The organism is Alistipes sp. D31t1_170403_E11 (assembly GCF_015553985.1).
Taxonomy (GTDB): domain Bacteria; phylum Bacteroidota; class Bacteroidia; order Bacteroidales; family Rikenellaceae; genus Alistipes; species Alistipes montrealensis.
The window spans coordinates 356691-369130 of record NZ_JADNHQ010000001.1 but is presented as its reverse complement, the minus strand read 5'-3'; the positions used below and the strand labels follow the sequence as shown (position 1 = coordinate 369130).

Annotated in this window: 10 protein-coding genes and 1 riboswitch; of the genes, 2 read left to right on the top strand and 8 right to left on the bottom strand. The window is 57.7% G+C overall.

Going from position 1 to position 12440, the window contains the following annotated elements; genetic code table 11:
* Positions 1–41: 41 nt before the first annotated feature.
* A complete protein-coding gene (gene fabD, locus I2E69_RS01415; protein ID WP_195458363.1) occupies positions 42–923 on the bottom strand; it encodes an ACP S-malonyltransferase in 882 nt (293 codons plus the stop codon).
* A 49-nt stretch (positions 924–972) separates the two neighbouring features.
* Positions 973–1174: riboswitch (cobalamin riboswitch) on the top strand.
* A 143-nt stretch (positions 1175–1317) separates the two neighbouring features.
* On the opposite strand from fabD, the gene I2E69_RS01410 reads away from it, so the two are divergent.
* Positions 1318–2382 (top strand): DUF4465 domain-containing protein, encoded by a 1065-nt coding sequence (locus tag I2E69_RS01410; protein ID WP_195458362.1) that lies wholly within the window; start codon positions 1318–1320, stop codon positions 2380–2382.
* A 3-nt stretch (positions 2383–2385) separates the two neighbouring features.
* Entirely contained in the window at positions 2386–3477 is a 1092-nt protein-coding gene (locus I2E69_RS01405) for a DUF4465 domain-containing protein (RefSeq protein ID WP_195458361.1), read from the top strand.
* A gap of 90 nt (positions 3478–3567) precedes the next feature.
* Here the strand turns inward: I2E69_RS01405 and I2E69_RS01400 are convergent, their stop codons facing one another.
* The 7 genes from I2E69_RS01400 to I2E69_RS01370 form a co-directional block, all read right to left on the bottom strand.
* Positions 3568–4593, bottom strand: coding sequence for a LacI family DNA-binding transcriptional regulator (locus I2E69_RS01400; RefSeq protein ID WP_195458360.1), 1026 nt, complete (start codon positions 4591–4593; stop codon positions 3568–3570).
* 164 nt (positions 4594–4757) lie between these two features.
* Positions 4758–5558, bottom strand: coding sequence for a glucosamine-6-phosphate deaminase (gene nagB / locus I2E69_RS01395; RefSeq protein WP_195458359.1), 801 nt, complete (start codon positions 5556–5558; stop codon positions 4758–4760).
* A gap of 46 nt (positions 5559–5604) precedes the next feature.
* The gene (locus I2E69_RS01390) at positions 5605–7554 is read right to left on the bottom strand and encodes a 6-phosphogluconolactonase (protein ID WP_195458358.1); all 1950 of its coding nucleotides are present in this window, start codon (positions 7552–7554) and stop codon (positions 5605–5607) included.
* 136 nt (positions 7555–7690) lie between these two features.
* Positions 7691–8332 carry a carbohydrate-binding family 9-like protein gene (locus tag I2E69_RS01385; RefSeq protein ID WP_195458357.1) on the bottom strand — a complete coding sequence of 214 codons (642 nt, stop codon included), beginning with the start codon at positions 8330–8332 and terminating at the stop codon, positions 7691–7693.
* 3 nt (positions 8333–8335) lie between these two features.
* Positions 8336–9433 carry a phosphotransferase enzyme family protein gene (locus I2E69_RS01380; RefSeq protein ID WP_195458356.1) on the bottom strand — a complete coding sequence of 366 codons (1098 nt, stop codon included), beginning with the start codon at positions 9431–9433 and terminating at the stop codon, positions 8336–8338.
* 143 nt (positions 9434–9576) lie between these two features.
* Positions 9577–10602 carry a DUF5017 domain-containing protein gene (locus tag I2E69_RS01375; RefSeq protein WP_195458355.1) on the bottom strand — a complete coding sequence of 342 codons (1026 nt, stop codon included), beginning with the start codon at positions 10600–10602 and terminating at the stop codon, positions 9577–9579.
* Positions 10596–12428 carry a RagB/SusD family nutrient uptake outer membrane protein gene (locus I2E69_RS01370; RefSeq protein ID WP_195458354.1) on the bottom strand — a complete coding sequence of 611 codons (1833 nt, stop codon included), beginning with the start codon at positions 12426–12428 and terminating at the stop codon, positions 10596–10598. Before I2E69_RS01370 ends, I2E69_RS01375 begins: the two co-directional genes overlap by 7 nt.
* Positions 12429–12440 lie beyond the last annotated feature (12 nt).

The window sequence follows — 12440 nt, the reverse complement described above, 5'->3', positions numbered from 1 at the left end:
TGAAAATCAGGGCGTTATTTTTTTAAGCGCGACTTTTTGTTTTATAAAGTCGATTTCGATTCCACAACCGCGTTGGCGTCTACCTTACGAATGAGGCCCTGGAGCACATTGCCGGGACCGAGTTCGGTGAATTCCGTAACACCGTCGGCCAGCATGTTCTTCACGATGTAGGTCCAGCGCACGGGAGCCGTCAACTGGGCGATCAGGTTTGCTTTGATGGCGACGGGATCGATATACGGTTTGGCGTCTACGTTCTGGTAAATCGGGCATACGGGGGTCTGGAACGGCGCCTCGGCAATCGCTTTTTCAAGTTCCTGCTTGGCGGGCTCCATCAGTGGCGAGTGGAATGCCCCGCCTACGGGCAGGCGCAGCGCGCGGCGTGCTCCGGCGGCCTTGGCCTTCTCGCAGGCAGCCTCTACGGCCTCTACGGCTCCCGAAATGACCAACTGGCCCGGGCAGTTGTAGTTGGCGGCTACGACGACTCCGTCGGTCGATGCGCAAATCTCCTCGACCACGCTGTCCTCCAGGCCGAGAATAGCGGCCATCGTGCCCGGCTGGGCCTCGCAAGCTGCCTGCATGGCCATCGCACGCTTCGAAACGAGCTTCAGGCCGTCCTCGAACGAAAGGGCTCCGGCAACGACGAGTGCCGAGAATTCGCCGAGCGAGTGTCCGGCTGCTGCGTCGGGCTTTACGCCCAGCGCCTTGGCCATGATGACCGAGTGGAGGAATACGGCAGGCTGGGTGACTTTGGTCTGCTTGAGCTGCTCGTCCGTACCGGCGAACATGATGTCGGTGATACGGAAGCCGAGGATTTCATTGGCTTTCTCAAAGAGTTCCTTTGCTGCGGGAACGTTGTCGTAGAGGTCTTTACCCATTCCGACAGCCTGGGCTCCCTGGCCCGGGAATACGTATGCGTGCTTCATAATTTTCACGAATTATATGTTTGCGGGGGCAAAGATATAAATTAATTTCCTAAATTTGCACCGCAATGGTTCACAAAGGGCCGGGCAAGGCCCCGTGTGATTAAAAGGGAATGCCGTGAAAATCGGCAGCAGTTCCCGCTGCTGTAAGTTCCGAGAGTTGCCGCAACACGCTTTAAGCCACTGGTTCCAGAACCGGGAAGGCGTTGCGGCAGGAACGAGCCAGAAGACCTGCCTTGTGACTTCCCGAGGGGAAGAATCTTTTTTTCGGATGCGTCTGCGGAGAACGGACCGTCATAAGTCTCTGTATTTCATTATCGGAATGCGGGTATGGGCGTGAAAAAGGTTCGATTCCGGGAGGTTCCGGGACCGGATTTTTTATTTTTACGCACATATTATGATGAAAAAATTTTTCCTTTTTGCATTTGCAGTCCTCTTGCTGACGGCTTGCTCGGATGAGAAATCCGATGTGCCGCCTGTTGCCGTTACCGGTATTTCACTTGACAAGGACAAGGCGCAAATCGTTCCCGGAGAGACCTTGCAGTTAGCAGCAACACTGACGCCCGGGGACGTTGCCGATCCTGTGGCGTGGAGCTCGGACGATGAGGATGTGGTTACGGTATCGGATACGGGCCTGGTCGAAGCAGTGGCTTCGGGTACGGCTGTCGTAACGGCTTCGTGCGGGGATTTTTCCGCCCGCTGTACGATTCGCGTCGATGAACTGATTTCATTCGAGGCATCTGAAAAAATGACAACTGTCGATGGACTGGGGGTAACCCTCGGGACGATTTCTGTAGTGAGCGGTAAAAATACGGACACTTACTCCAATGTCTGCTGGGCCAAGGAGTATACCGAGGCGGGAGATATATATGATGATTACGACCAGCTTTATTATGCCGGTCCCTATTTTTCGACCGCCGACGATGCTGTTTGGTTTTCATCGTATTATTGCGATGGAACGCTTTACGACGCTCGTTTCGATACATGGGGCGGTTTTGTCCTTTCGTCCAATGCGAACCGGGGCAGTTCGGGCGGCGTTGAAAACCAGTTCGAGGCGTATGCCGAAAGCGGAGCCGGCGGATCGGCGATTTTTGCAGTTTGCTACGACATCCGTTCTTCAGGAATGGCAATGCCAGGCGATTACACCAGTCCGCAGATCGACTTCACGGGCGGCGCATGTGAAGTCGTTTCGATCGCTTTGGCCAATTCGGGTTGGACATATCATTATTTCAAAGGCCGTGAGGGCGACAGTTATGTCGTGAATATCACGGGAAAACTGAACGATGTGCAGACCGGGGTGGTGGAGTGTCCGCTCGTCGAAGGCGCCGGGAAGGTCGATTCGTGGAAGACCTTCGACCTCACGGCGTTGGGCAAGGTCGATTGCCTGACTTTTACCGTGAAGAGCAGCGACCGGTCGGCTCCTTACTATTTTTGTGTGGATGACATAATCTTAAAAAAATAAAAAATGAAACAACTGACGAAATTTTTCTGCATTGCATTGATTGCCGCCGTGTTTGCGGCTTGCTCGGACGATGACAACACGCGGGTTCCGGCGACTGCGGTCGTGCTGGACTGCACGGAAAAGGACCTCGTCGTCGGCGAAACCCTGCAACTCTCCGCTACGCCGACACCGGCCGATACGGACGACAAGGTAGTATGGTCCTCGGACGCCACGCAGTTCGCGTCGGTTTCGGACGCAGGCCTTGTGACAGCGGTGGCTGCCGGAACCGCCAAAATCTCGGCGACATACGGTTCGGTGTCGGCAACCTGCACTGTGCATGTAACCGAACCTGAACCCGGTCCCGCTCCCGAGACTGACGATGTGATCTCGTTTGAGTCCGAAGAGGGCATGCTCGCTATCGACGGCGAACCCGTGCAGCTCGGTGATGTTACCGTTAGCGGCGGTTCTGCGGCAGGTAACCACCATCATGTTTTCTGGGCGAAGGGCGGTTATTACGACGAATTGGCTGAAGGCGGCGTTTATAACGGGTATCTTTGCTCGACTTCGGACCAGAATGTCTGGTTCGGGACCCATTTTTCGGCTGACACCGGTTACGGGGATTACTGGGCTGGTTTCGTGGTCACCGCCAATTATGGGAAAACCGCAACCAGCGTTGATTACGCGAATCAGTTCATGGTATGGGCAGATAAGGGTGCAAAGGGTTCTTCGAACTGCATGATCGGTTTTTTCGACGGTTATACGGAAGGCTATGCAATTCCGACAATCGAATTTGTGGAGCCGCGTCAGGTGCGCTACCTCTATATGGCCAACACTGCGATTACGTACCCTTACGAACCGATGCAGGTGGATGCCGCCTCTTATTATTATAAGGTGAAAATTACCGGTTCGCTCAATGGGGATGAGACCGGTCGTGTGGAGTGTACGCTGATCGAGGGGACGAAAAAAGTGTCGGACTGGAAAATGGTCGATCTTTCGGCTTTGGGTGAAGTGGACTGCCTGACCTTCTCGCCTGATTCGAACGAGGTAAATGAGTTCGGATTACTTGCTCCGGCCTATTTTGCCGTCGACAGGATCATATTGGCCGCTAAGGAATAATTGGGAACCGGATTATTTAGAGATTGGTTTCCGGTGAGAACCCGCAGGACAGACAAGTCTTGCGGGTTCTTCGTATCGGCTTTTTATGAGTTATTCGTCCCGGAATTCCATGCGGCAGGGCAGCACCACCGATTCGGGAGCCGGGCGGGCGGAGCCGGGCGATTGGCTTTCGCGGATTTGCCGCAGCAGCAGGCGCACGGCGTTCGCGCTGATCTCCTCGACCGGGAAGCGGGCGACGTTCATTCGCGGAGCCGCCAGGCGGAAGAGCGGGTCCGCGTGCATGCAGGCGAGTCCCCGGCTGCCGTCGTCGACGCTGATGCCGCGGTCGTGGAAATAGCGCAGGGCTTCGGTGGCGAGGATGTGCGTGGTGAAGAAAAAGCCGTCCGTATCGGGCGCCGCGCGGAGGATGCGGTCGAGCGTGTCGCGGGTGTTTTCCCGGTAACCGGCATAGGTGACTTCCCCGTAGAGGCGGGGATCGGCCGGAAGGCCTGCTTCCGCCAGTGCCCGGAGGTAGCCTTCGCGCCGTAGTTGCATGGTCGGGAGGTGGGGAACGGTCGTGATGATGGCGATCCGGCGGAATCCCCGGGCGGTCAGGTGGCTGACCAACGCGTAGCTGCTCAGTTCGTTGTCGATAACGACGCAACTGGCCTCTGTTTTAGCAAGGCAGCGGTCGAACAGCACCACGGGGAAATTGCTCGCCACGAGATTGTCGATTTCGCTTCCCGAAGCGTCTGCCGGGGCGATGATAATGCCATCGACCTGTTTCGAACGGAAAAGGCGTATCAGGGCGTTTTCGCGTTCGGCTTCGGAGCCCGAGCCCGCGATCATCAGCGAATAGCCCTCCTTTTCGGCCTCCGATTCGATCCGGTCGGCGATGTGCGCGAAGAAGGTGTCCGAGATCGAGGGCAGGATCAGCCCGATGGTTTTCGAGGCGCCCGTGTTGAGGCTCCGGGCCAGCAGGTTGGGTTCGTAGGCGAGTTCGCGGGCGCAGGCGAATACGCGGTTCTGGGTCTCCGCGCTGATTCCTTTCTTTGCACCCTGACCCGAGAGGACCCACGAGACGGTCGTCTTCGAGAGATTGAGCTTGCAGGCTATGTCTTTGAGCGATACTCCCACGATTTCACCATATAAGCAATGCTCTACAAAGATAAAATTTTTCCCGCAATTAACAAATTATCAGGCCCTGAAATGCAGCCGGATGTTCCGTTTTCCGGTTCGGGGCATTGAAAAAAATCCCGCAGGGCAAAACCCTGCGGGATTCGTCGTATTCGAAAATGCGCTTATTTCGAGATCAGGTTCTCCCGTTCGATGTCCTTGAAGTAGCGGTAGGTAGCTACGCGCAACTCCTCGGCAGCCGGGTCGTCGCACACGAGGATTCCGTTGGGATGCACCTGCAGGGCTGAGATGGTCCACTGGTGGTTGTAGGAACCTTCGACGCCGTGGCGCACTGCGCGGGCTTTCTTGTGGCCCGTGGCGAGAATCAGCACCTTCTTGGCCGACAGCACCGTGCCCACGCCTACCGTCAGGGCGGTTTTCGGCACGAGGTTGATATCGCCGCCGAAGAAACGGGCGTTGACCTGGATGGTGTCCTGCGTCAGGGTCTTGAGGCGCGTGCGGGAGTTGAGCGACGAGAACGGTTCGTTGAACGCGATATGGCCGTCTTCGCCTACGCCGCCCATGAAGAGGTCGATGCCTCCGGCCTCGACGATGCGGGCCTCGTAGTCGGCACACTCCTTCACCAGGTCCTCGGCATTGCCGTCGAGGATGTTGACGTTCTCGGGCTTGATGTCGATATGCTTGAAGAAGTTGTTCCACATGAACGAGTGGTAGCTCTCGGGGTGCTCCTCGGGAAGGCCCACATACTCGTCCATGTTGAACGTGATGACATTTTTGAACGACACTTCGCCGGTCTTATGGCGGCGGATCAGTTCCTTGTAGGTTTCCAGTGGGGTCGAACCCGTCGGGAGTCCCAGCACGAAGGGGGAGGAGGTATACTGCTCCTTGTTCTTGATCTGGGCGATGATGTAGTTGGCTGCCCACTGGGCCACCTGCTGCGGGGTATTTTCGATAATTAAGCGCATGGGGTAATTGTTTTGGTTATATGTTCATTCGTTTTTGCGAAGAGGCTTAGAACATCTTCACGAAAACCTCGATAGCCTGGTATTCGGCCATGCCGAGCTGGTCGTAAAGCTTTGCGGTGTTCTGCGTACGCTCCTCGGCCCGCTGCCAGAATTCGCGGGGGTCGCTGCCCGGGAACGGCATGATGTCCTTCTGCGAGAGGTGGCGGTAGATGGCGTGGCGCTTCATGATCAGTTCGTCGGGCGACAGGGGCACGGCCATGTCCACCATGCCGAGGTCCCATTCCATCCAGGCGCCGCGGTAGAGCCACAGGTGGCACTCCTTGAGCCATTCGTCGTCTTTCACGACTTCGAGGGCCCCCAGGATGGCCTCCATGGCGGTGCGGTGCGTGCCGTGGGGATCGGCCAGGTCGCCGGCGGCGTAGATCTGGTGAGGCTTGATTTCGCGCAGCAGTTTGACGATGATTTCGATGTCCTTCTCCGTGAGCAGGCCCTTCTTGATGCCGCCTGTTTCGTAGAACGGCAGGTTGAGGAAGTGGGCGTTGGTGTCGGGATTCAGGCCGAACGAGCGGACTGCGGCCCGTGCCTCGGCGCGGCGGATGGCGCCCTTCAGGTCGAGCAGGGGACGCGGCTCGGGTTCGCCCTTTTTCTTGCCGGCGATGATCTTCTCGACCTCGGCGTAGTGGTTGCCATAGCCCAGTTCGCGGGCCGTGTCGATGTTTTGCAGCACCACGTCGTCGTGTACGGCTACGTTGCCCGAGGTTTCGTAGGCTACATGCACGTCGTGGCCCTGCTGCACGAGGCGGATGAACGTACCGCCCATCGAGATCACGTCGTCGTCGGGGTGCGGCGAGAAAACGATCACCCGTTTGGGGAAGGGTGACGAGGAGACGGGACGTGTCGAGTCGTCGGCATTGGGTTTGCCGCCCGGCCAGCCCGTGATCGTGTGCTGGAGGTCGTTGAACACGTCGATGTTGATCTGGTCGTAGGCACGGCCCTGCTCGAGCAGTTCGCCCAGCGAGTTTTCGATGTAATCTTTATAGGTGAGCTTCAGGATGGGCTTTTTCACTACGCCGCAGAGCCACACCACGGCTTTGCGGACGAACTTCGGCGTCCAGTCGCAGGGACCTACCATCCACGGCGTCTGCTCGCGGGTCAGGAGTTGTGCGGCGTTCTCGTCGATAACTACTTCGATATTGGGGTGTGCCTGCAGATAGGAGGCCGGAACCTGGTCCGTGATTTCGCCCTCGACGACCCGCTGGACGATGCGGGCTTTCTCCTCGCCCCAGGCCATCAGGATGATGCGGTTGGCGCGCATGATCGTGTCGATACCCATCGTGATCGCCATCTTGGGCGTATTCTCCAGGCCGAAGAAGGCGCCCGACTGGATTTTGCGGGTGTTGTAGGTCAACTGCACCAGCCGTGTGCGCGAACGGGAGTACGACCCAGGTTCGTTGAAGCCGATCTGGCCGTCCTCGCCGACGCCGATGATCATCAGGTCGATGTGCCGCACAGCGTGGTCGTACGATGCGCAGTACTCCGAAATCCGGTCTTCAGGAATCGTACCGTCGGGAATGTGGACGTTCTCGGGCAGAATGTCGATGTGGTTGAGGAACTCCTCGTGAATGCGGTAGTTGCGGCTCTGCTGTTCGGTCGATTTGATCGGGTAGAACTCGTCGAGACTGTAAACGGCGACGTTCTGGAAACTGATCTGGCCTTCGTTGTGGCGTTTTACCAGTTCGCGGTAGAGTCCCAGCGGGGTGCGCCCCGTCGTGAGGCCCAGTACGAAGGGCTGCGACTCCTCGTAAACTTCGTTCGAGCAGTGGATTTCGTTGTAGGTGCGGATTGCCTTGACGATGTTGTCGGCAACGTACTGCACGCCTTCGTACTCGTTTTCGTAGACTTTGGTGTGGATTTTCTCGTAACGGTGGATGATGTCACGGGGAGCCGATTCCGAAATCAGGCCTCCGTCTTTGGGGAGTGAATACTTGTTGTTCATTGCTTGATATTATTTAATCTTTTCTCTGTTTTAGCATCGTTTCCGGTTGTTTCCATGGTTTCGGCCCGGCCCTGTGTTTCTTCCTCGGAAGGGGCGCATCGCGGCCGGATTATTCGCCGGCTCGGTTCTATGCGTTTTACTTTTCAAATACGACCCGTTCGAAAAACTCGGGACGGTGGAAATCGGGTTTCCCGGTCCGGATCGGCCGCCACGACAGGAAATGGGGGTGCGAGAGCTTGTCGCCGCATTTGTAAAGGTTCATGCGGGCCTCCGCGCCGCTCCAGTCGGTGAATCCGTGGCGGAAAAGCGCCTGCGGGGGAATGGCCAGCGTGAGTGACCAGCGGTTGTCGCCTTCGCGTTCGGCGAAAGGCTCGCCGGGCAGCGTCGTGTAGCGCTTTACGCTCGCCAGCACCTCGGGGGAGGCGTGTTCGGCTTCGGTCCGCGATTTGCGCGCTCCGAGAAGCATGCGCCCGATGCAGGTGGTTTCGAAGTTGTAGTACATCCCGTCGTCGGGGGCGATGAAGAACTCCACGCACGAATCGGTCCAAACCTCGCCGTTGTCCTCCGTGACGAGCGCAGCGGTGTAGCGTTCCGCAACGTCGAAACGCAGCATCAGGTAGTCGCCCGTATGGAACATCCGGAAACTTACTTCCGGTGCATAGGGAAATTCGGCGGGCCAGTTGCAGCACGCGATCGGCTGGGAGTCGATGCCGGCGAACGCCTCTTCCACGGCCGCCCGGTCATCGGGCGCGATTCCCGCTATCTTGCGAATGTCCATTGTTTATTTGTATTTGGCTACGGTTTCCCGTACGATTTCACACATCGTGCCGTACTGCTCTTCCATGCTTTGCAGCAGTTTATACTGGGCGTGCGTGCGCACGAGGTTGTGTTCGGGGTATTTTATCTTATAATAGGTGTCGCCGTCGATGTAGTCCATCAAAAAGCGCAGCACCTGTTCGAAGGTGATGTAACGCGCCGAGAATGCCAGGTGGTCGATTTCGGCCTGGTTGAGCTGTTTGGCCCGCTGCGAAAGGAATCCTTCGGTGTAGGCGCGGAACATGTCGAGGGACATGCCGACGCGTTGAAGGTCGCGGTCGTCCTCGTCGCCCGTGTTGGTGTAGGAACGGATGGCGTCGCCGAAGTCGTTGAGCGACGTGGAGTTCATCACCGTGTCGAGGTCGATGGCGCACAATACCTCGCCGTTTTTGTCGAAGAGGATGTTGTTGATCTTCGTGTCGTTGTGTGTCACGCGCGTGGGAATCGTGCCGTCCTCGACCTTCGACCAGAAGGCGAGCATCTCGCCGCGGCGCGACTCGATCCAGCCGATCTCCTCCTGGAGGTCTTTCACGCGGCCGGCGGCGTCGCGCTTCAAGGCTTCGTCCCACTGCACGAAACGGTGGCGGATGTTGTGAAAGCCCTTGATCGTTTCGGCCAGCGGCTCGGTGAAGTCCGCCAGTTGGGCCTGGAACTTACCGATGCCCTCGCCGCCCTTGCGGGCCAGCGCCGGGGAGTCGGCCTTGTTGTAAGCAATCGTGTCGCTGATGAAAACCGAAACGGCCCAGTAATCGCCTTTGGCGTCTACATGGTAGAGCTTCCCGTCGTGTGTGGCTACGACCGTCATCGCCTCGCGCTTGGGATCGCCTCCGGCGGCTTCGACGCCGCGGCGGATATGGTCCGTCACTTTGCGGATGTTTTCCATCATGGCCGGGACATCGGGAAAGATGTTCTTGTTTTTACGCTGGAGGATATAATCCGGCGCGTTGCCCGCCGTGCGGACGATAAACGTGTCGTTGATGAAACCCTCGCCCAGCGAGTCGATTGCCGTGATGGCGCCTTCCAGCGCGAACTGCGATGCTATTTCCTGTAATTCAGCCTTCATACGATCAGGTTGTTTCGGTTTTGGTTGTTAAGGTTACGTTGCACCTCCAAAGTTACTGAAAAGAACGCAGAAATGCAACCGGATGTTATGAAAAAGCCCGCCTTTCTTGTGGAAGGGCGGGCTTTCGAAAGCTTTCGGCCGGGTTATTCGATTCGGTCGATCACCGTGAACGTCACTTCGTACCGGGTCGGGGCCGACTGTCCCTGGTAGTTGCCGTTGGCGACGATGAAGGTCGCCGTATAGGTTCCCGGCTTGGTGTAGGTGTACTCGTAGCTGGGCAGGTCGTCGGTTACGCCCTTGATGTTCTGTCCGGTGTCGGGCGAAATCGTGTTGAGCGCGATCGGCTGCATGAAAGCCCACTGTTCGATCTCGGGGAAAGCCCCGGCGCTGAAGCCCTGGAAGACGATGTTCGCTGTATTGTTCGCTCCCGGCTGGCCCTGGAATTTCAGGTTGCCGTTGCCCGAAACATTGTGGATGTAGGGGTCTTCGGCGTGCTGTGCGGCGAGCGAGAAGGGCACGAACTCCATGTCCAGGTAGTTGTATACCTGCGTGTCGTAACCCTTGAACCGCACCGTAATTTTCGGGTTGATACGGTAGGTACGCATCGTTGTCTTGGGGTCCGGATAATAGAGGTGCATGCCCCATGAGAAATTGTCGGCAAACTCTGTGATGTCGAAGGTGTAGGTCTCGAACTTGTTGGCGCTGTTCGGCGTGAAAGCCAGTTGCTTCCAGTCGGCGTAACTGCTTGCCGCGATGGCTTCGACCACGGGGCGGTCGGTGGCGGCGTCGCTGCCGTTGAGTCCTGCGAACTTGTTGCCTGCGAACAGGTCGAGGTTGTTCAGCGTGCCGTACTGTTGGCTGATCTCGATCTCCAGTTCGCACGACTCGATGTCCGCAACGTCGACCGTCGTGCGGTCCTTGTGCTTGTATTCGTGTCCCGTGTCGCCGGTCCAGACGGTGATAAAATCGGCGTTGCCGCTGAAATTGAAGGCGACGGGGTCGCCCGTGAGGTAGGTGTTCGTTGGCGCCAGTTGTACCGAGAATTCCAGCGGCTCGTAGATTTCATCGTGCTCGCACGAGGCTGCCACGGAGGCGAAGGCCAGCGCCGCTGCGAGGTATGTGATTCGTTTCGTATTCATCGTATGCTCTGCAATTATGCGTTTTACCATAAAGAGTTCTGTTTGAGCGCATGGTTCACCGCCAGTTCCTTGGTCGGGATCGGGAGGTAGATGTGGCGGGCGGCGACGTTGGCGTAGTTCGCGGCCAGGTAGTTCGTGTAGCTGACGTTGTGGTACTTGTTCTCCGTCGGGGCGTTGGTCCCGGCGTTGTGCATCTTCTCGACGAAGATGCCCCAGCGGATCAGGTCCCATTTGCGGAGCCCCTCGAAAGCCAGTTCGCGTCCGCGTTCATTGCGCACCAGATCGCGGAACGAGCGATAGTCGCTGAGTTGGCTCTCGTCGGTCTTGATGCCTGCACGGCGGCGGATTTTCCGGATGGCCTCCTTGGCCTGGTCGTCCGGCGCCCCGGCGTATTCGTTGATCGCTTCGGCATACATCAGCAGCACGTCGGCGTAACGCAGGATCGGGAAATTGATCGTCGTATAGAGGCTCTTGGCCGACATCTGCTTTTCGTAAACCGTCTCGCGGCGCCATTTGCCGGCGTTGCGGATCGCGCACATGATTGTCGGATCGTATACGAGGTCGGCGGGGTCGAACGCATCGGTGATGGTCTGGTCGAGACCTTCGATGTCGGGCGTCGCGAAGCCGTTGTTGTAGAGCCACGGCGTTTTGTACATGCTCTGCGCCTGCTTCAGGTAACGCGTCACGCTTACGCCTTCCTTGTTCTTGTAGGTGATCTTCTGGTTGTTCAGGCCGCGGAAGTTGTAGCCCGGCAGGTTCCATTCCTGGCGTACGTCGGTGATCTTCGTGGCGTCCGACGCTTCGTCGGCCGTACGATCTTCGGTCCAGTAGAGCTGCCACAGGGTGTAGGAGCCGTTGTAGTAACCGTAGGAGTAGTTGCAGGCCCACTCCGAATAGTTGGTCAGTCCCGACTGCGAACGCAGGCCGATCAGATCGCCGATACGCCCGTTCGTCCAGTTCGTAGCGCTGGTGCGGTCGCCGAGGAATTCGGCTTCCCACATCGACTCGTGGTACTGCGTGTCGTACTGGTCGCGGATCATGTTGATGAAGACCTCTTCGTAGCTGTCGTTCAGGTCGTGTTTGTTGGAGATGATCACCTGGTTTGCCCAGTAGGCTGCCTGGTTGTACATCTCCTTCTTGCTCAGCCCTTCGATCTCTTTCACCGTCTCCCCGGCCATGAAGAGGTAGACGCGGGCCAGGATGCCTTGGGCGACGGTCTGGCTGACGCGCGACGGGGTGTTTTCGACAGTCTCGTAGAGGTCGGGAATCGTGGCTTCGATCTCGTCGGCGCACCATTTGAGGATTTGCTCCTGCGGCGTTGCCGCCATCTGCACGTCGTTGGGGTTGGGCGAGGTGGTCGCCTTGACCCGCAGGGGCACGTCGCCCCACGCCTGTGCCAGCAGGAAGTGGTAGTAGGCCCGCAGGAAGCGAGCTTCGGCGATGTAAAGCCCGATGTCGACCGAAAGTTCTTCGGGATCGATGTTCGTCTTCTCGACGGCTTCGATGTAGCGGTTCGCGTTCTTGATACCCTCGTAGAGTTTCGACCAGGCGTCGTAGATGACCGTCGTGCCGGCGCTGTGGTTGTACCGGTCCGGACGCGATTCGCCGTTGTTGTAGTTGTTGAAATAGCAGAGGTCGTCGGCGTTGGCGATTTGCAGCGAGTAATAGTGGCCGTAGAGCGCCTCGCTGTTCAGCACGCCGTAGACGCCGGCAAGGCCGTAGATCAGCTTCTTCTCGCTGTTGTAGTAGCCTTCGTCGGGAATGATCTGCGGATCGGTGTCGAGGAAGCTGCATGCCGAGAAGGCCGCTGCGAGCAGCGCCAGTGTTCCCAGTCTGTATATGCGTTTGATTTTCATAGCGTAATGTTG